This is a genomic window from Gluconobacter roseus NBRC 3990 (genome assembly GCF_006538885.1).
In the GTDB taxonomy this organism is placed as follows: Bacteria; Pseudomonadota; Alphaproteobacteria; order Acetobacterales; family Acetobacteraceae; genus Gluconobacter; species Gluconobacter roseus.
Genome location: NZ_BJLY01000002.1, coordinates 47,834 through 68,792, shown reverse-complemented (window position 1 = coordinate 68,792; position 20,959 = coordinate 47,834). Strand labels below are relative to the sequence as shown.

The following is a 20,959-nucleotide window of genomic DNA, read 5'->3' as shown; positions in this document are numbered from 1 at the left end:
AGTCCAAACAGATCTGCCCGGATGGGATTTTCATTTGCCCAGCAGTGGTAAGAAGCACTCTTGCCAGTTGGTGACTTCAGAAATCGTGGCATGTCCGATGCCAAAACTTTCTGAATTCTGTTTAGTTCTGCTGCGATCGACATCTGTATTGCCTTCACATAAAGGACGGAAAACCATCCAGCTGCCGGAAACAGAGATAAGAACAATATTCTTGATCACAGGTTCTTATATTACGCTTTATATTTTAATCACTTTTTCTTTCCATGAAGGTATTAGATATGAATATTTAAGTTTCTGTTTTCTCTCTATGTCATATTGTTTCGCGGACATTTGTTACACCATTCATCCCAAAAGGATGAAAAGTATTGAGAGAGGCTGGGGTGTGATGATTTTAGATTTGATGAATGAGATTAGCTCTATGTTGGGAGCGGCGCAGACAGCTCATGCCTTGATTTTCTATGCGTCAGTGCTGATCTGCTCCAGGAACAGAAAACGGGTGCGTATTATAGAGAATGTTGGTGATTGAGATGCGCATTCTTGCGATTGATATTTAAGACAAACCATGCTTTTCAATAAAATCCTCTTGGTATTTAATCTGCAAGCCATCGCGCAGTCTGGCCCCGTCACTGGGCACGGCATCTGTCGCTTCCCAGTTCCGGCTCAGCCTGACCTTAGGTCAACCTCCAGTAGCCTATTGTGTCATACTTACGAACACCAGAAACCATTCCCGGCGAGTTAGAGCCCCAGTTCAGCAAGACCCGGATGGCTGTCCGGACGGCGTTTTTCCGGCCAGTGAAATAAACGGCTGGAAGCCAAAATAGGCTGATCGTTAATTGAAGCGACGCGGTAATGCATCAGCCCGCTTTCATCGAACTCCCAGTTCTCGTTTCCATGGGACCTGAACCACTGCCCGGACTGATTTTGCCACTCATAGGCGAAGCGGACTGCAATCCGGTTGTCCCGAAACGCCCAGAGCTCCTTGATGAGCCGATATTCCTGCTCTCGTTCCCATTTCCGCGTCAGAAACGCGACAATTTCCTCTCGACCATGGATGAAGTCCGAACGATTTCGCCACTGACTGTCGGGCGTATAGGCCAGCGCCACTTTTTCAGGGTCCTGACCATTCCAGGCGTCTTCCGCGAGGCGGACCTTCTGGGCAGCGGTTTCGGCATTGAAGGGAGGCAATGGGGTCGGGACATTGGAGATTCCGCCTCTGGTTCGCGAATGGATCACGGGCTGATCCGATAGCTGTCAGTGTTTTCCACAAGAGCATTTGACGAAAGGACAATGATCCCTCATTTCAGGACATGCCCATACGGATCGGTCTTCTGCTTTATCCCGACTTCCAGCTGCTCGACGCTGCCGGAGTAACTGCGGCCTTCGAGATTGCCGGCGCATTGGGAGACACGGCGTACGAAATAATACCCCTGTCCCGGCACGGAGGTCTGGTCCGCTCGTCTTCCGGCATGGCGCTTGAGAGCACCCTGCTCGCGGCGGCGGGATCCTTCGACACGCTTATCGTTGTCGGGGGCGAAGGTCATAAACAGGCCATGTCCTGCCCGGAATTGCAGGCCTTCATCCGCCATCAGGCCGACACGGCAAGACGGATCTGTAGTGTCTGTACAGGTGCTTTCCTGCTGGCAGCGGCCGGTCTTCTGGACAGGCGCCGCGCCACCACGCACTGGCAACAGGCCGATGCCCTGAAAACACGATTTCCGGAAGTCAGGGTCTCGGCAGATGCCCTCTATGTGCATGATGGTCCGGTCTGGACGTCTGCAGGCATCAGCGCAGGCATCGACATGGCTCTGGCGTTGGTAACCGAAGATCTTGGTACAGACATCGGACATCGGACGGCCCAGCAGATGGTGGTTTTCTATCACCGTCCCGGAGGCCAGTCCCAGTTCTCGGCACTTCTTGAGATGGGGAGCACGCAGGAACGCTTTGCCGAGCTTCTGGGATGGATCCGCTCCAACCTTCAGCAGCGCCTGACCGTAGATGTCCTTGCCGGTCAGGTCGGCATGAGCCCACGGAATTTTTCACGCAGCTTCCGGTCAGCCGTAGGCATGAGCCCCGCCAGAGCGGTCGAACGGCTGCGTCTGGAAGCTGCACGGGAGCGTGTTGAACGCTCTACGCTTCCTATCGAAACCATTGCCGTCATGACTGGCTTCCACGATCCCGAACGGATGCGGCGCGCCTTCCTGCGCGAGTTTCACCAGCCACCTCAGGCTGTCAGGAGAAATGCCAATAACAGTCCGGGCTGAACACTGCTCAGGTAGTCCTCATTGCCTCATCTGGGCAATGATAGCATCAAACAGAGCCCAGTTGTCGTCCGACAGTGTCAGCATTGCCGCTACAGGATTTTCCGACAGCTGAAGGAGTTCAAAGGCATCGGGATGAGAAGCATAATGGGCAGATGGATACGATAGCGATGCCTGTTTCTCAGTCCTGCCACCTATAATTGAGGCGCTACCTGGGTAGCAAAGAGTTCCAGTGACCGAAGAATGAAATGGTGTTCAGGGTCAACGGAATGAACCTGAATAGCGATTTCAGTCGCATGATCGAGCGTTCTGTCTTTTGACAGGGAGGCCAAGACATCGTCCGGTGTTCCTAGATGAACATCAAACGTCCGGATCAGGGTCTCGATGTTCGTATCGTCAATCGTATGCCCCGCTGCTCTGAACTTTTTCACCTGCCGCGACAGACCTTTTCTGGCCAGCTGGAAGGCTTCTTCGCGATCATCTGCGACGAAAACCGAGCGTGAGGCGAGGATCCGGGGTGCCTGCCCCGATGGCAGCGCTTCAAGATATGCTTCAACGATTGGCAACTGAAGATCCGACAGACTCGCACCCGGTCGTCCGGGAGGGCGCGGCTGCGTCCGGGACAGCAGCAGCCCGTCGCTGTCTTCTCCTGCCTTTTTCCCACCAAATGCCGAAAATGTTGCCTGCCAGCTTCGCTTTTCAAGTCCCGTCCCGGGCGGCCAGAGATGGTTGCCGCCAGAAAGCTCTTCACCTTTCCAGGCAGATTTGACCGTATTCAGGTTACGGTTGAAGGTTGAATGACGATCCTCAAAACGCTCCCCGAATGCCGAATAGGACGCTGGCGTTCCCCCTGAGCCGAACCCGACTTCCAGCCGTCCCTGTGACAGGATATCGGTCACGACCGCGTCTTCTGCCACGCGCACAGGATCTTCCATTACGAGAGTAACCACTCCCGTCCCCAGACGGATACGGGACGTATTCGCCGCAACATAGGACAGGAAAGGAAAAGGAGACGGAAGTCCTCCTTCATCACCATGGAAGTGATGCTGCGCCACCCAGGCGCTTTTAAAGCCATAAGCCTCTGCGGCCTTGATCTGTTCAAGCGCCAGCGCATATCGCTGGGCAGCCGGGACGGCATCCAGAAGACGCGTGAAGAATCCGAACTGTTTTCGTGACACGGTCGAAATCGCTTTCAATATGTTCCCAATACGGCCGGACGCAGGATGGAGTATCTTTCCATGCATCCGCAATAATGACCTTTTCCCGCAGAAATTCTTAGTCCTGTTTTTCCACCGGAAGGGTCGGATACCCCAGAGACAGCATCAGTCTGTTCGCCCAGTTGAAAAACGAGGACGCGTTGATCAGATCGAAAATTTCCGCATCATTAAAACCGGCCTGGCGCAGAACGCGCACATGCACGTAGGAAAAACCCATGGGCGTTTCCGAGATCTGACGGGCCACTTCCGCGACAAGAAGCCATGTCTCCGTTGCATCCACTGGCAGGCTTCCGGTTGCAAGCAAGACGGCCAGCGCCTCGGCTGAGCCGCCCTGTCGTTCGCTGAAACGGGCATGAACAGACGCGCAGTAGATGCAGCCATTGAACCGTGAGACAGCCGTTGCTGCGAGTTCACGCTCCCTGCGCGGAAGTCCACCAGCCGTGTTGTAAAAGATGTCCTTGTCGCTGCGGGTCCGCGCGCCGAGGACCTGCGGATCACGCGCCAGCAGCATGAAATACGGAGACTTGGCGCGGGCGCGGTCCACCAGCCCTTCATAATGAACTTCCGTCAGTTCACTTTCTTCAAGCGGCGGAAGCCAGGGATGCCAGTCCAGAAGGGCCGTGGTGAAAAGGGCAGGTTCCCGGTGATCCTGGGAGGATGCGTTCTGTTGGATAATGCTCATGGTGTGCTCTCCGGAAGACCCTGACCTACGGCGGGGCCGGCATGACGCAGAACTGTCAGGCCATGAATGATCCTGACCTGAAAAGTGAGAAACGAAACGAGCTGGGACAGCGTCACGATGGCCGTTTCGCTCCATCCGGCCTTCTGCAGGGCCTCAAGTGCACCGGCCGATGCGTCACGCGGATGATACACAAGAAGATGCGCATGCTTCAGAGCGACAGACAGTCGCTTTCCGATTTTCTCAGCAGAAACATCGAACACAAGGCCATTGAGATCTTCCGTAGACAGTGCCCCTTTCGGGTAAGCCCCGTAAGGCCCTCTTGTCCTGCCATCACGTACGAACTGCCTGATGGCGGCGGAGAGAGCACCACCTTCGCCGCTCCGTTCCAGAAGGCCCAGATACAGGTGATAAATGTCCTGTTCCCCATGCAGGCCTGCGACGAATGAGGCGACGGCCAGGCGCTCTGTCCTTGAAAAGCTCCCATCTTGCTCCGGATTGAGTAGAAGCGCCGCGCTTTGCTGGGCATTATCACGCAGGACGTTGCGTCCACGCCTCAGAGTATCGAGCCATGATCCGCTCTCGATCCCAACGATATAGTCGATAAGGTCCTGAGCTGGCTCGGCTTCAAATGAAAATCCTGTACTCATCGGATCACCCCAAAAACAATGAAATGGAAGGGAGGATCAAAAAACATATCCGACCTTCGCATAGTAATATCCGCCCTCATATCCGCCAGGAGCGGTCGTCGGATACTTGATGGTTCCCTGGGTTTCAGAGAGTGTGCTCTCCTTCACCCGGGTCGGAAATTTATTGAACAGGTTGTTGGCCCCCGCCGTCAGGGTAAAACCGTGTCCCATCTGCGCACTGAACGCAATATTGGTCTGAACCTGCGGACGAATATGCGTCCAGGTCGAGGACGGATCGCCGCTGTAGTTGATCCATTCCACCCCGGCATAACGCTGCTCCTGCACGTACACATTATACCGTCCCTTGGACCAGTTCAGGGCAAAGGACTCCTTGTTCTTGGGAGAAGCCCTCAGAAGATTGTTGCGCGAAAGGCTGTCGTAATAGGTCTGCCCCAACTGCTGCAGAACTGCGGGCGTGGCAGCGTAGCGGGTGACTTCCGTATCAGCCACATTGGCCTGCACACTTCCGATCAGCACACCCCAACGCGCCGCAAGCGGAAACTGATAGCTCAGCTTGGCCGTAAAACCATTAGTGGTCGTATTGCCAATATTGGTCATGTAATTGACGAATATCCTGTCCGTCGGGCTGCTCGTAATGCCCTGTGCGTAAAGGAATTCGTTCATCTGGGTTCCGGAAAACTCCGTGGTGCTCTCAATCCGGTCGTTGATATCGATACGATAGCCATCCAGCGACAGATGAAGCGCATCAAGCGGAGACCAGTCGAACCCGATATCGTAACTGCGGGAGGTCTCACCCTTAACGCCCGTGGCACCCAGAAGCCTGGCGACGGGATCGAATGACGAAAGATTTTCTGTCACCTGCCCCGGACCAGTGGATGTCGCATTGTAATGAACGGCCCCCAGAGTGGGCGCACGATAACCCGTGTTGACGCTGGCACGCAGCGCAAAACGTTTGCTGAAATTATACCGCATCCCGATGGAGCCGGTCGGCGCCGCACCCTTATCGGAATAGCTGACAGCGCGCCCCCCAATCGTCATTTCCCATTTTTTCGTCAGGAACAGGTCCAATCCAACGTGCCCGTCGAAAATATCACGTGACCAGTTGCCAGCATTCTGAGGTTCAAACCCGGCATAGCCCGCTGCTCCGGAGCTTGGCTGAACGCCCGTCTGCCCCACAAGCACGGGACCGGTCGCCCAGGACTGATAGTCACCCTGACCGATCTGATAGGTATCGTGCCGGTACTCAAGACCAAAGTTCAGTTCCGCAGGTTTGGCGAGACGAGGAACATCGAATTTTTTCGAGAACTTTGCGCCGCCGATCAGTTCGGATGCAATCAGCTGGCCCTGATGGAAATTCGTCTGACTATCAACACCAAACGTCGGGTTTTCATCATTTTCAACATCTTCGTTCACCCGCTCACGACCAAAGGACGCATAGGTATTCCAGGCCAGCCCGTCATGAAGAACACCACGGAGGCCGCCATTGACCTGAAAATCCAGCTCATCGAATATTTCGATTGGCGAATATCCGTTCGGATAAAGCTCGCGTGTCGTATTGTTGTTGGCTGGGCCACGGAAAAACCCGATGCGATCCGTCGAACGATGCGCCAGCGTTCCGGTCGCATAGCCCTCCACCTGATCTGTAATGGGGATATGCCCGTTAAAGCTGAACACTTCCGCAAGAGATTTGCTGACACCTTCGACGCGATTGACGTCCTGCCCGACGCGGCGCTGCATCTCCGCATCCTGCGGCAGGGAGTAGAGATTGGCCGTATTCAGGGCATCACGATGACTGGGCAGCTGGTTCAGAACCTGCCAGGCGATATCGATACCGCCGCCCTGATTGCCTATCTTGCGTTCAATATCGCCATAAGCCTCAACGGCCTGACCATCTCCAGCATAATATCCACTGTTCATGAGATTGACGGTTCCGCCATTTCTGGCCCCGGATTTGAGAACAATATTAATGGCGCCTCCGATGGCATCCTGTCCGTAAAGAGCCGTAGCACCCTCCGTAATGATCTCGATATGGTCGATTGCACTGAGGGGAATCAGGCTCAGATCCGCCGGCTGGGTCCCCTTCGCAGGGCCATCTCCCCAATTTCCAATGGCGCTGATATGGCGCCGGACGCCGTTGACCAGAACGAGGGTCTCATCGGCGTTCAGGTTCCTCAGAATGACAGTCTGGGTTGGGGTCGTGGAATAGGCGCCCCCACCCCCACCCGGAGGCGCGTTAAGCTCCGGGGATGTCTGCTGCAATGCCGCGATGACATTGGTCTGCCCGGTCTGAAGAAGCTGGGTCCCCGTCACGGTCGCAACCCGCACCGTACTTTTCGTGGGTGTGGAGACCCGAAAAGCAGAAGCAACATTCTCCCTACTTCCCCTGGCTACGACCTGTTCTACAGCGCCGTGATCTTCCACATCCCTCGAGCTAACGGGATGTAATTCTGCCCCAGGAAGCGTCTGACGTGCAGATACATGGCCTTCAGGACGTGCCTGCGCCACCTCAGCAGTCTTGCGACTTTCCTTATGACTTCTCCGGACCGACCGTTCATCATCGGTATGCTTTGTTCCATCCGATGCGACAGCCACAGGCGCTACGCCCAGAGACAGAAGCAGGGTGGTAGCAAGCGTCACAGGACGTATGCCTGCATACTGCAGGCGATCATAACTCCGTCTGTACAGCATCTCTATTTCACTACCAAGAATGATGTTATTCTAGCAACGAATCACTAGAGAGAAAAGTTCCTAATAATTTCTGGTACACAAAAAACATCGTTGCAAGTTATTAATTTCAATTAACTATTAGTTTTAGTTTTTATAAATACCCTACAAAACCAAAGATTTTTCTATGCACCATGGCCAAAAAGGAGCGTGTCACACCTGAAACAGACAGGAAATTTTTCTGATTTTGTTGCCAGCCCTTGTCCATAATCATCATTTCAAGATAGCATATTATTAATTAACACTAATATCTAATGTTAATTATGCTCCTCTTTCTGCCTGCAACCACATCATTGCGAAGGTAAAAATGCCGGTTCCCGCTGCCTCACCTCTCCGGTCGCTGCCCGCGGGCCTGTTTGTGCTGATCTGCGCGCTTTCCATGCCCGGCGCAGAAAGTCATTCCCGAAACAGAACCATCACGTATCTGGACCCGCAGGAGCACACGAACCTTTATCCTCCCGCTGGAGGATTTTATCCCAATGGTGGAATTCTGAGCCAGATTACTGACCGTCTGACCTGGCAGGACCCTGCGACGCTGGAAATCAGGCCATGGCTGGCAACGGACTGGTCCATGAATGAGAATGATACGGAATACACGTTCCATATCCGTTCCGGTGTCACGTTCTCGGATGGATCACCGCTTGATGCGCAGGCCGTGGCCCTGAATTACCAGACCTATGGAAAAGGTAACCCAGCGCTGCATTTTCCTGTTTCAGAGGCGATCAGCAATTTCGACCGCGCAGAGGTCATTGATCCTCTCACTGTAAGATTTCACTTCACCCATCCCGCGCCCGGCTTCCTGCAGGCCACCTCCGTTCTGGGATCGGGGATCGTCTCACCGGGCACCCTGCATCACTCTTTTGACGAACTGGGAACAGCCACCAACATCATCGGCTCCGGCCCCTTCATCGTGTCGGCAGATATTCCGGGCAAGGAAGTCGATCTTTCTGCCCGCAAGGATTACAGCTGGGGGCCGGAAAACCGTCCCGCCCGGGCAAAGACGGACCAGATCAAGATTCTGATCGTGCCAGAAGACAGTATCCGTGTCGGTGCACTTCTGGCTGGTCAGGCGGATATCATCCGTCAGGTCGAGGCGTATGATGAAGAACAGATCAGACACGCCGGATACGGTCTCCATGCGCCCTCGACCCGTGGTGTAAACACCGGCATCGCCTTTCGTCCCGACAACCCCCTTGTGAGGGACATCCGCGTTCGCAAAGCCCTGCTGCACGGAACCGACCGACAGGAAATCGTTACTGTTCTCTATTCAGAGAACTATCCTCTGGCACGTTCCGTGCTGTCGTCGAAAGCTGCCGGATTTGTGGATCTTTCGGAGAAACTGAAGTTTGATCCGGTCCTTGCCGGTCAACTGCTCGATAGCGCGGGATGGAGACGCGGCGAAGACGGCCTGCGCTACAAGGACGGTCATCCGCTGCGTCTTGGAATTCACATCTCTCTCCCTCATCCGCAGAACAAGACAATGCTTGAGCTTTTGGCGCAGCAGTGGCGCCGGCTGGGCGTTGAACTCGACATCATGTCTGGCTCGGCCGCAGGTGTGTTGCTCGACAACCTTGACCCGCAGAGAACCCCACTGACTGTTTCGGAAGTCGGCCGGGCAGATCCTGATGTGCTGAAAAGCGAGTTTTTCCCCAGAAACCGGGATACCCTTTTGCAGAAAGGGGGGCAGAGCAACAAGGTGCAGCATTTTCAGGACGAGACCCTGAACGCAATGCTGCTCGATATCGCCTCCCAAACCGATCGCGCCGAACGTCTGAAACAGGTCGTTGCGGTACAGGAATACCTGATCGACATGGCTTATGACATCCCGCTGTTCGAGGAGCCACAGGTCTATGCCACCTCTCCAAACCTGATGGGCCTCGGATTCGAAGCCGTTGGACGGCCTGTCTTTCAGAATGTGGAACTGAACCGTCCATGAGCAGCCTCCGACATACCGGCATACAGCTCATCCGTGCCCTTCTGATCCTGTGGGGGGCTTTCACGGTGACGTTCTTCCTGCTGCAGATGATGCCTGGCGATGCCGTCATGGTTCGGTTCATGGATCCCGAGCTTGGCCTCTCCCCCGAGCAGATCGAAGCCATGCGCGTTCTCTACAGCGGATCTTCAAGCCCCGTGTTCCAGTATCTCCATACCATCCTGCGCATGCTTCACGGAGATTTCGGATATTCCGTCCAACTCGGCGTGCCTGTCCGGACCCTGATCGTAGCCGCATTGCCCGTCACCCTGCGCCTGGCCGTGGTGGGGTTTATCCTCTCGCTTGTCTGGACGCTCCTGATTGCCGTTGGAGCCAGCCTTCTTCCGGCTCGCCCGCTGCGTCAGGCTTTTCAGGCGATCCCCGGATTCTGGAGCGCAATCCCCCTCTACTGGTCAGGGATATTCATCATCCAGGTTCTGTCCTTCAAACTTCGTCTTCTGCCCGTGGTGGGCGTAGGCCCTTGGGAGGGAGTCATTCTTCCGGCCCTTGCCGTCAGTCTGCCGATCGCAGCTCCACAGGCCAAGCTTCTGCTTCAGCAGATCGAGGAAACCGGAAGACTGCCCTTCGTCATGGCCATCCGCACCAAGGGCGCCAGTCAGCGATCCGTCTTCTTCAGGCATATCCTGCCCAATTCCGTCACACCGTGCCTGACGATGGCCGGTCTTTCCTTCGGTGAACTGATTGCCGGGGCCATCGTGACAGAAACCATTTTTGGGCTGAACGGGCTGGGACGTCTCACCCGCGATGCTGTGTCCGGACAGGATGTCGCGGTCCTGCAGGCTGTTGTCATGATCGGCGCCACAGGCTTCGTGGCCGCCAATCTGATGGTTGACCTCCTGATTCCCCTGATCAATCCGAGCCTGCGTTCCTCAGCAGGATGGAAGGAAAAATCCGGACCATGAAGCGCTTCTTCCTCCCCGGCCCGGAAAGCATCCTGTCCATCGGGGTTCTTGCTGTTTTCGGACTGGCAATTCTCTTCCCGTCCGCCCTGACCCACAGTGATCCCGCAACAGGCGTTGCAAAAGACCATCTTCTGGCCCCTGACTGGACGCACTGGTTCGGAACAGATCAGCTCGGCCGCGATGTTCTGACGCGCATCGTCTATGGAGCACGGGAAACGCTGCCAGCGGCGCTTCTGGCAACCCTGACTGGCGTGGTTTTCGGCGCTTTCATCGGCGGCCTGGCAGCCCTATCCACTCCGATTGTGGATGCGGCGCTCTCAGGCATCATTGACGTGCTTCTCTCCATTCCGGAACTGCTTTTGGCTTTGACCGTCGTGATCCTGACAGGTTTCGGCCCCGTTCATGCCGCCGTAGCCGTCGGCATCAGCCAGACCGCAAGCTTTGCACGGATCATCCGCAATCTGGTCCGCAGTTTGCGCGCCATGCCCTATATTGAGGCCGCGCGCCTGTCGGGAACGGGATTTGGGGGTCTGATCTGGTGGCACTTCCTTCCCAATGCGTTCCGCCTGGTTCTGGGACTGGCGGTTCTGCGTTACAGCATGGCGATCCTTTCCCTCGCCACGCTCGGCTTCCTTGGCTATGGCGCCCCCCCCTCCAACGCCGGAATGGGGACTGATGATTGCGGAAGGCCGCGACTATCTGGCGACCGCCTGGTGGATGACTACCTTTCCCGGTCTGGCCCTGCTGACCGTCGCGTTTGCAACCAACCGCCTCAGCCACGCCATGACACGCCCGAGGGGACATCAGCCATGAACACGCAGCGTCCTGTTCTCGATGTCAGTCATCTGGGCATTTCCTATGACGGGAAACCGGCCGTGGAAAACATCTCTTTCCAGACATTGCCCGGTCAGACGCTGGCGCTGATCGGGGAATCCGGGTCGGGAAAATCAACCATTGCCAAAGCGATCATCCAAATGCTGCCGCCCAGCGCCCGCCTTATGCACGGCACCATCACCCTGAACGGCATCTCCCTTCCAGACACAACACCACGCGGCCTGAATGCCATCCGCGGCCGCCAGATCGGCTTTATTCCGCAGGATCCCTCCAGCTCGCTTGATCCGCGTCTTCCCGTTGGCAGGCAGATTGAAGAGGTGCTTCGCCTTCATACGTCCCAGAGTCGGTCAGAAAGACGGGAACACGTCCTGCACCTTCTGGAGCATGTTGGCTTTTCCGAACCCGAACGTCGCTTTTCACAGTTCCCACACGAGCTGTCAGGCGGCATGAAGCAGCGCGTACTCATTGCCATTGCCGTAGCCCTTGCCCCTCCGCTCATCATTGCCGATGAGCCGACAAGCGCATTGGACGTCACCATTCAGAGCCAAATTCTGGACCTGCTTGACCGTCTGCGGGAAGAAAGCGGATCCTCTGTGCTGATGATCACCCACGACCTGGCCGTTGCACGGGATCGCGCGCACGACATGATCGTCCTACGGCATGGCCAGATCGCAGAGCAGAACACGACCCGTAATCTGTTCGAGAATCCTCGGTCTTCTTATACCAGAAAGCTGCTCGCCGATTCTCCTGCTTTCCATTCACGTTCAGCAACGCCGGATCGCCCTGTTTCAGGCACGCAACCGACCATTCAGGTTAAAGATCTTACGATCGCATATGGCTCACGAACTGCTGTCAGTCACATTTCATTCGACGTGCAGCCCGGAACGACGCACGGTATTATTGGAGAGTCAGGATCCGGCAAGACGACGCTCCTGCGATGCCTGATGGGGCTCATCCCCCCGCAATCCGGTTCAGTTCATGTTCATGGCAAAGACATCTTCTCCGAGACGTCCGAAGAACGCCGACAGCGTCTGCGGAACATGCAACTCGTTTATCAGAACCCCTGGAGTTCTCTGGATCCACGACTGACAATCCGTCGCATTATTGAAGAGCCTCTGCGCAATTATTTTTCTGAAGGGCAGACCTGGCGTCAGGCACGTCTCCATGACCTTCTGGAACGCGTGCATCTGCCGCTGACCCTTCTGGAGCGTTATCCTTCGGAAATATCCGGCGGCCAGTGTCAGCGCGTTGCCCTAGCGCGCGCGCTGGCAGCCCAACCTGACATCCTTGTGCTGGATGAATTCGTCTCCGCACTGGACGTGACAGTGCAGGCCCGGATTCTGGAACTTCTGTCCGAATTGCAGAAAGAACTCAATCTGACCTTCGTGTTCGTCTCTCACGATCTGGCCGTTGTCAGACAGATTGCCGATACGCTCTCCATCATCCGATATGGAAAACAGGAGGAATATGGGGAGGCGGAACAAATTTTCAGGGAACCTGCCTCCTCATATACGCAGATATTGCTCCAATCCATTCCAGGACAAAAACATTCTAAAGCGCAGAGATCAGTTTTTTAAAGGAATGACAATATTTCCAAAATGTTCAAGCTCCGAATTCGCAAAAAAATCCAAGATTGTAGTGAAGGAGGTGATCGCAAATCTGCCATAGCGTGTGGCAACTTGCTCTACTCCCGTCAGGCTATTCCGGAAAGATTAAGGAGTGGCAGCGTCTCGCAACATACTACTACAGACGCCGGATCGTCTTCTTCTCAGGTGCCTGCCTTGCTGCAACCATTATGTTCTGGCCATGAGTCCTGAGCCTGAAATTTTCTTTTCATAACGAAGACATGGATTTCCATATCAAGTAATTACCGAAGTGTATTCGTTCATACTGAAATATTAAATTCTATTTTTCAATTTTTATGGAAACGACCTGTATCCTTTGTTGTTTGTCATAAAACGACATAATGAAAACGAGGAAACATGATCGGCCCAGATCCCAGAGATGCCGGTAGTCTAGGCAAAAGTGTTCTTCTTTTTTCTCCCCTGGGCCTTTTATTCCTGAGCGGATGTGAGACTGCCGGAATTTCCTTCCTGGCACCTGCCGGGCCTATTGCTGCTCTGCAGCATCACTGGTTTGAAGTCATTCTCATCGCGCTTGCCATTGTCATTCTGCCGGTCCTGGTGGGCGTTCCGTTCTGCCTCTGGCGATATCGTCTTGGAAACAAAAACGCCCCTTATCGTCCAGACTGGCAATATACGCTTTCGCTGGAATATCTCGTATGGGGCATTCCAGCTGTTATCGTTCTGATGCTCGCAATCCTGATCTGGGGCGCGGAACGACGCTATAGTCCCCAGACACCCATCAATTCCCAGACGTCACCACTGGAGGTTCAGGTTGTCGCCCTGAACTGGAAATGGCTGTTCATCTATCCGGCTGAACATGTGGCGAGCCTTGATACACTGGCCCTCCCGGTCGGTCGCGAGGTCAGGTTTTCACTAACCAGCGACAAAAGCATGCAGTCATTTTTTATCCCTGCTCTTGGCAGCCAGATCTATGCAATGGCCGGAATGGTGACCACGCTTCATCTCCGGGCCGATCAGCCAGGCCGCTATCTTGGTGAAAACACCCAGTTTAACGGCATGGGTTTTCAGGACGAAAAATTTACGGTGATCGCCCTGCCCGACGCGGCATTCAGAAACTGGGTGACGACCGCCCATCAGAGTCCCCTTGCCCTGAACGACGCAACCTACCGGACCCTGCTTCGGGATGGGAACGACCATCAGGCCGTGTCCATGCTCACCAAGGACCAGATGCCCCCTTCCGATCCTTTACAGCCTCAGGGCCTGCATTTTGCCAACGTGCCGCCTGATTTTTTCCGAAACATTGTCAATCACGTCCACCAGCCACCTGTCTCTCAAATCACGGTTCCGCAATGATCCCTCATCCCGCTCTAAAAGTGGCCATGCCATGACTTCATTTCTGTTCGGAAAACTAAGCTACGGCGCATTTCCGTTCTACAGCCTGATCGCGACTTTTGCCGCGTCCATCGTCGTCATCGGCGCGATCGGAGTAGCAGGGTTTATCACCCGGATACGCGGATGGCCTGCGTTATGGTCGAAGTGGCTGACGAGCCTCGATCACAAACGCATCGGCATCATGTACATCGTGGTCTCATTCGTCATGCTGGCACGCGCCATCGTTGAGGCTGTCCTGATGCGGGCACAGCAGGTTGTTGGCTATCGATCTTCAGGCTTTCTGCCTCCCGAACATTTCGCGCAGCTTTTTACGACGCATGGCACCATCATGATTTTCTTCATGGCCATGCCGTTCCTGATCGGGCTCTACAATTTCGCGATGCCTCTTCAGATCGGAGCGCGCGATGTTTCCTATCCCCTGCTGAACTCCATCAGCCTGGCATTCACCGCATCCGGCGCTGCCCTGATGATGATTTCTCTGTGTCTCGGCAAATTCTCGACAGGCGGATGGAGCGGATACCCCCCTTATACCGAATTGCAATTTAGTCCTGACGTCGGCGTCGATTACTGGATCTGGGCTCTGACGCTGAGCTCCATCGGCAATACGATGACCGGCATCAATTTCGCCGTGACAATCTACAAGAAACGCGCACCGGGGATGTATCTTTTCAGAATGCCCCTCTTCAGCTGGACAGCGCTCTGCGTGTCGATCCTGATGATCTTCGCCATGCCGCCGCTGACCGTTGCCACACTCATGCTTGCCCTGGACCGGTATGCCGACATGCATTTCTTCACCAACGGACAGGGCGGGAACATGATGAATTACATCAACATGTTCTGGCTGTTCGGACATCCGGAAGTCTATATTCTTATTCTTCCGGCATTCGGTGTCTATTCGGAAACGATTGCGACATTTTCTTCCAAAACCCTATACGGCTATACGTCTCTTGTCTGGGCGTCGGTTTCCATTGCCGTTCTGTCTTTTACCGTCTGGGTCCATCATTTCTTTACCATGGGACAGAGTGGCGATATCAATGCCGTGTTCGGCATCGCAACCATGCTCATTGCCATCCCGACCGGTGTGAAAATCTATGACTGGATGCTGACGATGTATCGTGGACGCATCCGCATGAGCGTGCCGATGTTATACGCCAGTGCCTTTATGATCCTGTTTGCTGTTGGTGGTGGCGCTGGCGTCCTTATGGCTAATCCGGGATTTGACTATCAGGTCCATAATACGCTGTTTCTGGTGGCGCATTTCCACAACATGCTCATCCCCGGCCTGCTCTTTGGCATGCTCAGCGGCTATCATTACTGGTTCCCCAAGGCATTCGGTTTCCGCCTGCATGAAAAATGGGGCCGAGCCATTTTCTGGCTCTGGAGCATAGGTTTTGTCTTCGCCTTCATGCCGCTCTACGCACTGGGAATGCTTGGCATGCCACGGCGCAGTCAGGAATATTTCGAGCCTGTTTATCTGCCCTATACAATCGTGGCGATGATCGGTGCTTTGCTCATCACCGGCGCCCTGATCTGCATGGTTATTCAACTTGTTGTCAGTGTCCGTGAACGTCATGCCACCAATGTCTTTGTCGGTGACCCCTGGGACGGCCGGACGCTGGAATGGTCCGTCTCCGCCCCTCCTCCGGAATATAATTTCGCAACCCTTCCGAAATTCGATGATCGCGATGCGTTCTATGTCGATAAATGCAATGGCCATGCCTACCACGCGCCCGACACCTACGAGCCCATTACCCTGCCTGCCAATTCCCCTCTGGGCCCGGTGACATGCATGACCATGGTTGCAACAGGCTTTGCGCTGACATGGCATATCTGGTGGCTGGCCGTTCTGGGGATACTGGTCTTTGCCGGCGGGGTAATTGCTCGCAGCTTCAATCGCCATACAGAACAGACCATCAGCGCTGATGAAGTCCGTGACATCGAAACACGCTGGCTGAAAGCCGTGCATGAAACGTCGCCAGTTCCGGTTGAAGCCGAATTTTCCAATCTGAATCGCGGGCGTGCCGCAGGAGCGCTGAAATGACCGGCCTGACATCCGCTGCTTCACACGGCGCCCACTCCGATGAACAGGGCAGTTCGTCCCGTCATCCCGGCCTGAACCTGCACCAGCACGATCCTCAAGCCCATGACGCAGCGGAAGAACTGCTGTTCGGCTTCTGGATTTTCCTGATGAGCGATCTGGTCATCTTCTCGATGCTGTTTGCGACCTATGGAACGATGCTGAATTCGCTGGCAGGCGGCCCGGGCCCTCACCAGCTTTTCGATCTTGGCAGCACAGCCATTGAAACAGTCGTTCTCCTGACCAGCAGCCTGTCGTTCGGCATGGCAACGCTGTCCATGAAATACGACGCTTCAGCACGCAAAACCGGATTATGGATTTTCGTTACCCTGCTTCTGGGACTGGTTTTCCTCGGTTTCGAAATACATGATTTCAGCGAAATGATTTCCAAGGGCGGCTTCCCGTCGCGCAGTGGCTATCTCTCATCTTTTTTCGCTCTGGTCGGCACGCACGGACTGCATGTAACGGTGGGCTGCATCTGGCTTGTGGTCATGCTCGTCCAGTTGCGGGTCTTTGGCCTCGACAGCTGCGTCAAGACGCGAATTCTTCGCCTCGGCCTGTTCTGGCACTTCCTGGACATCATCTGGGTTGGAATCTTTTCCTTCGTGTATCTTTTGGGACTGGCACCATGAACCGGGAATCAACACAGGCACGTCATCAGTACATTACAGGGTTTGCTCTTGCCCTGTTCCTTTCAGCCATCCCGTTTGGACTGCTGGCCACTGGGACCATATCGCGCAGCACTTTATTGTGGACCATCGGACTGAGCGCCATTGTGCAGGTTTGCGTACATTTCTACTATTTCCTGCATATTGACCTGAAGCGCTCTCACCGCGACGACCTGCAACTGATTCTGTTTACCGTCCTCATCATCTTTCTGATGGCAGGCGGTACGCTCTGGATTATCGGCAATCAGCACTCAATGATGATGTAGGAGTACATGACATATTGAACATCAGGCTCAGTTAACACGCACCATTTCTCTTAGATTTTTTTTAGTATTCCTGTCAGGAACCTATGTCCGTCCGAACCGTCTGCTGAAATATCAGGGACAGGAAGGCTGCCTATGACTTTTATCCGGACACAGCGATCTGGCTTCCATGGAAAAGGGCTATCCTTTCTACTGGGGCTCGCGGTCTGGATGAACATGATGCCACCCGCAACGGCCCAGGCCGCCCCTGATCCGGAAACCGTCTTTGCACAGGCGGCCAAGGAAGGCCCCCAGAACGAAGCGATTGAAACACCGGATCAAGCCGCGATGCTTGTCCGCCCGCTACAACCCTCCACATTTCTTGTGCCGGGCACGAGCCCCTATCAGACAGCCCATCTGCTTGGCGACTGGGGCGGAATCCTGCCTTTTCTGCATCGGCACGGCATTCATCCTTACCTGAATTATCTTGCCGAAGCCGCCGGAAACCCTATCGGAGGGATGCGGCAAACAGGTGCATATGCCCATCAGATTTCCATAGGCGCTGATCTGGACTGGTATCAGATCGCCCATATCAAAGGCCTCAGCACGCATTTCCTGATGGTCAACCGTGAGGGAAACAACCTCAGCAGTGCTCTAGGCAATCTGTTTGATGTGCAGGAAATATGGGGAGGTGGGGGGGACGTTGCCCGTCTTGTCTACTTCACATTCGAACAGTCTTTAGCTCAGGGCCGCGTCAATATCATGGTTGGCCGTATGCTGGCCGGAACCGATTTTGCCGCCTCAGATCTCTATTGCGGCTTCCAGAATCTGGGCCTTTGCCCCAATCCTGAATCGCTCTTTCTCAATTCCCGTACCAGTGGCGGTGGCTATCAGATTTTCCCGTACAGCTCATGGGGAGGCCATATCAGGGTTCGGCCTTTGCATAATGTCTACATACAGGGCGGGGCCTTCGAAGAAGATACGTCCAACCTGATCGGTGCCAGCGGATGGGACTGGAGTACTTCAAAAGCAACAGGCGTCCTGTTCCCCTTTGAGATCGGATTTACGCCCTGGTCAGGCCCACATGGATTGCCTGGTCATTACAAAATTGGTGGTATGTTCGATACGGCATCCCATCCCGATTACCTTTACCAGAGCCAGATAGCCGCTGGTGCCACGCCGACAGTCGGTAAAACCAAGCGAGGTATTACCCAGATCTATGCCCTCGCGGACCAGATGATCTATCGCACGGGCCCGGGCACCACTAGTGGCATTGTCCTTTTAGGCGGCTTCGTATGGTCAGACCGCGCAACGGCAATGATCGATCGGTTTGGTTTTGGTGGAGTTTCTACAACCGGTCTCATTCCAGGACGGAAAATGGACCAGATCAATTTTCTTGCACTTTATGGCAAGATCAATTCAAGGATTGGCGGATCGGAAGCAATAACCGCTGCAAAAACCGGAAAGGTAACCCCGGGTATCCAGTCAAACGAAGTCGATCTTGAGTTTGATTACGCAGCGACTCTGACAAAAGGTCTGATCATGATGCCAAACATACAATACATTATACGGCCAAATGCAGTCTCATCTTACCCGAATGCACTCGTGTTCGGGTTGCGAACCAATGTAACTTTTTAGTCTTTTTTGTTTAACAACAGAGTTATCACGTTAAGGTTGGAGCTGAGTTACTGGATACCGGACGATGGTAGCTTAGTGGAACAGATCTATCCCCAGACTGACAGGTATTTTTCCAACACGACCCAAGCAATAAATTCTGTCGCCGTGCACCGTGATTTTGCTATCTCAGCGCATCCTCAAGCAGGTCTTCAAGAGACAGGCCCTCGCCCTGACTGCTCAGCAATACATCGAGAAATCCATCAATCGCCAGAACGGCCAGCCCATGAACCTTTCCCCACAGGGCGGCGCGCGTTCCAGCCTGCGTCCGTTGCGGCTGCTGCCCGCCAAGACTGTCGATCAACCGGGTCAGCATCCCCGATGTCCGCGCCCGGGCCGCAGCCAGTGCGGGCTCGTTCCGGTCGATCACGTCACTGCGGAACATCAGCGTGAACAGGCCGGGATTGAGAATGGCAAACCGCACATAAACCAGCCCCACAGCATGCGCACCCTCTTCCAGAACGGGCTCCAGAGCCGCAGCCAGCTCCTCGTAACCTACTGTCGCAAGAGCACTCAGCAACCCCATCAGGTTCCCGAAATGCGGCGTCGCAGCTGCTGAAGACACACCGGCATGTCGCGTGATGGCCCTCAGGCCGAGCGCCGAAATCCCCTGCTCCTCAAGAAGCATTCGCGCAGAGGATAGAAGCCCTGCCCGCAGGTCTCCGTGATGATACGTCTTCTTCGCCTTGTGCAGCGTCATGCCTTGTCCTCTCCCGGTCACCCGGCCCGTCATCGTCCTTGACAACCCCGTCGCAAAATAATCTTATCACTGATAAGTTTACGCCCGTAAGGCGGTCAAGCAGAGACTACCCCAAAAAGGATGCACCATGACCTTCCGCCATTCTTCCCCTGCCATTGCAGGCCTGACCGCAGCGCTGTGCATCGCCGCTGCCCCCTTCAGCGCACATGCAGAAACGCCGTCAGCACAACCCCATCCAGGCAGCATCACCTCGGTCGAAGTGCTCAATCCCGCTTTCAGTCTGCCTGATGCCGGGCGTGCCCTGAAAATCACATATCTGTCCACGAACGGTGTTACGGACAAAGGTTTGGTCCCCGTCACCGCGGAAGTCATCCTGCCCGTCGGCACACCACCGGCCGGTGGCTGGCCCATCGTCGCCTGGGCCCACGGCACCGTAGGCGTTGCGGATCACTGCGCGCCCTCGAACAATCCCTGGACCGACCGTAACCGCCGTTACCTGTCGGAATGGATGAAGCGTGGCTTTGCCGTGGTGGGGACCGATTATCAGGGGCTAGGCACGCCCGGCACGCATGCCTATCTCAACACGCGCGTCGAGGCCTACAGCCTTCTGGATGCCGTGAGGGCTGCGCTCGGCAATGTTCCGGGGCTTCAGAACAAAATCATGATCGTCGGACAGTCGCAGGGTGGTGGCGCGGCCTTTGCTTCGGCTGCATTCTCCTCGACCTATGCTCCTGAACTCGGCATCCGGGGAACTGTCGCCACAGGCGCACCCTACATCACGCCGGAACTCATACAGCAGATGATCGCCGCTCCCGCATCCGGTCATACCGAAGCCGCCTATAATCCCGTGATGGTCTACACGCTCTATCTCGCCCGGGGACAAGCTGAATACGATCTTACCTTCCGACCGGAAGATGCTTTTACGCCAAAAGCCATGTCCGCCTATCAGGCCGGCGCCAATCTCTGTGTCTATGAGCTGACGGACAAGGTGAAACAGGATGGCCTCAACTTCGGCAACTCGCTGAAGCCCGGTTATTCCAAGGCACTGGCGCCTGCATTGGCCGCCATGAAATACCCGACCCTCAAACTCTCGCAGCCGCTTTTCATGGGCACTGGCGAACTGGACCGCGACGTTCCACCTGCCCTTCAGCACGGTCTGGTCAAGGCCGCCTGTGCTGCCGGAACAACCGTTCAGGCCCATGTCTACAAGGGTCTGAACCACGATCAGACAGTCAATGCTTCGCTGGCAGACTCGGCAGCTTTCACAAAAGCCGTTATGGACAGGCAGCCCGTCACACCGGAATGTAACCCCACCCCGGAATGATACCCAGGACCATATGAGGTCCGGCCCGGCAGGACAGCG

At 55.1% G+C, this 20,959-nt stretch carries 17 protein-coding genes; 11 read left to right on the top strand and 6 right to left on the bottom strand.

Translation table 11 applies throughout. The features are described from left to right. Positions 1-70 precede the first annotated feature (70 nt). Positions 71-526 (top strand): hypothetical protein, encoded by a 456-nt coding sequence (locus GRO01_RS04275; RefSeq protein WP_141306812.1) that lies wholly within the window; start codon positions 71-73, stop codon positions 524-526. Between the two features lie 209 nt (positions 527-735). Here GRO01_RS04275 and GRO01_RS04270 read toward each other — a convergent pair whose 3' ends face one another. Further along, entirely contained in the window at positions 736-1,230 is a 495-nt protein-coding gene (locus tag GRO01_RS04270; protein ID WP_231490261.1) for a nuclear transport factor 2 family protein, read from the bottom strand. Positions 1,231-1,307: 77 nt separating this feature from the next. Between GRO01_RS04270 and GRO01_RS04265 the strand changes: the two genes are divergently transcribed. After that, the gene (locus GRO01_RS04265; RefSeq protein ID WP_062508970.1) at positions 1,308-2,261 is read left to right on the top strand and encodes a GlxA family transcriptional regulator; all 954 of its coding nucleotides are present in this window, start codon (positions 1,308-1,310) and stop codon (positions 2,259-2,261) included. 191 nt (positions 2,262-2,452) lie between these two features. Here GRO01_RS04265 and GRO01_RS04260 read toward each other — a convergent pair whose 3' ends face one another. From GRO01_RS04260 to GRO01_RS04245, 4 genes are all read right to left on the bottom strand, one after another. Beyond that, complete coding sequence (locus GRO01_RS04260) at positions 2,453-3,436, bottom strand: putative FMN-dependent luciferase-like monooxygenase (RefSeq protein ID WP_062509067.1); 984 nt, start codon at positions 3,434-3,436, stop codon at positions 2,453-2,455. A 97-nt stretch (positions 3,437-3,533) separates the two neighbouring features. Continuing rightward, entirely contained in the window at positions 3,534-4,157 is a 624-nt protein-coding gene (locus GRO01_RS04255; protein ID WP_062508972.1) for a peroxidase-related enzyme, read from the bottom strand. Beyond that, positions 4,154-4,804 (bottom strand): CMD domain protein, encoded by a 651-nt coding sequence (locus GRO01_RS04250; protein WP_062508974.1) that lies wholly within the window; start codon positions 4,802-4,804, stop codon positions 4,154-4,156. Before GRO01_RS04250 ends, GRO01_RS04255 begins: the two co-directional genes overlap by 4 nt. Positions 4,805-4,840: 36 nt before the next feature. Further along, on the bottom strand, positions 4,841-7,129 hold the full coding sequence (locus tag GRO01_RS04245) for a TonB-dependent receptor plug domain-containing protein (protein WP_231490249.1): 2,289 nt from the start codon (positions 7,127-7,129) through the stop codon (positions 4,841-4,843). Positions 7,130-7,835: 706 nt separating this feature from the next. On the opposite strand from GRO01_RS04245, the gene GRO01_RS04240 reads away from it, so the two are divergent. The 8 genes from GRO01_RS04240 to GRO01_RS04200 all read left to right on the top strand — a co-directional run bounded on the left by GRO01_RS04240 (position 7,836) and on the right by GRO01_RS04200 (position 18,860). Then, positions 7,836-9,464, top strand: coding sequence for a TIGR04028 family ABC transporter substrate-binding protein (locus tag GRO01_RS04240; protein ID WP_062508976.1), 1,629 nt, complete (start codon positions 7,836-7,838; stop codon positions 9,462-9,464). Further along, positions 9,461-10,423 (top strand): ABC transporter permease, encoded by a 963-nt coding sequence (locus GRO01_RS04235; RefSeq protein ID WP_062508978.1) that lies wholly within the window; start codon positions 9,461-9,463, stop codon positions 10,421-10,423. Before GRO01_RS04240 ends, GRO01_RS04235 begins: the two co-directional genes overlap by 4 nt. Continuing rightward, on the top strand, positions 10,420-12,834 hold the full coding sequence (locus GRO01_RS04225) for an ABC transporter ATP-binding protein/permease (protein ID WP_231490251.1): 2,415 nt from the start codon (positions 10,420-10,422) through the stop codon (positions 12,832-12,834). Before GRO01_RS04235 ends, GRO01_RS04225 begins: the two co-directional genes overlap by 4 nt. Positions 12,835-13,239: 405 nt before the next feature. Next, positions 13,240-14,196, top strand: a complete 957-nt coding sequence (locus GRO01_RS04220) for a cytochrome ubiquinol oxidase subunit II family protein (RefSeq protein ID WP_062508979.1) — start codon at positions 13,240-13,242, stop codon at positions 14,194-14,196. A 31-nt stretch (positions 14,197-14,227) separates the two neighbouring features. Continuing rightward, positions 14,228-16,276, top strand: a complete 2,049-nt coding sequence (locus tag GRO01_RS04215; protein WP_083541347.1) for a cbb3-type cytochrome c oxidase subunit I — start codon at positions 14,228-14,230, stop codon at positions 16,274-16,276. Beyond that, complete coding sequence (locus GRO01_RS04210; RefSeq protein WP_062508981.1) at positions 16,273-16,944, top strand: cytochrome c oxidase subunit 3; 672 nt, start codon at positions 16,273-16,275, stop codon at positions 16,942-16,944. The genes GRO01_RS04215 and GRO01_RS04210 overlap by 4 nt, the downstream gene beginning before the upstream one ends. Continuing rightward, entirely contained in the window at positions 16,941-17,246 is a 306-nt protein-coding gene (cyoD, locus tag GRO01_RS04205; RefSeq protein WP_062508983.1) for a cytochrome o ubiquinol oxidase subunit IV, read from the top strand. Before GRO01_RS04210 ends, cyoD begins: the two co-directional genes overlap by 4 nt. 132 nt (positions 17,247-17,378) lie before the next feature. Next, entirely contained in the window at positions 17,379-18,860 is a 1,482-nt protein-coding gene (locus tag GRO01_RS04200) for a carbohydrate porin (protein ID WP_083541348.1), read from the top strand. A gap of 160 nt (positions 18,861-19,020) precedes the next feature. Here the strand turns inward: GRO01_RS04200 and GRO01_RS04195 are convergent, their stop codons facing one another. Next, positions 19,021-19,596: a TetR/AcrR family transcriptional regulator gene (locus GRO01_RS04195; RefSeq protein ID WP_062508985.1), complete on the bottom strand. Its 576-nt coding sequence runs from the start codon at positions 19,594-19,596 to the stop codon at positions 19,021-19,023. 127 nt (positions 19,597-19,723) lie between these two features. Here GRO01_RS04195 and GRO01_RS04190 point away from each other — a divergent pair, with 127 nt between their 5' ends. Next, complete coding sequence (locus tag GRO01_RS04190) at positions 19,724-20,920, top strand: alpha/beta hydrolase (protein WP_062508987.1); 1,197 nt, start codon at positions 19,724-19,726, stop codon at positions 20,918-20,920. Positions 20,921-20,959: the final 39 nt, after the last annotated feature.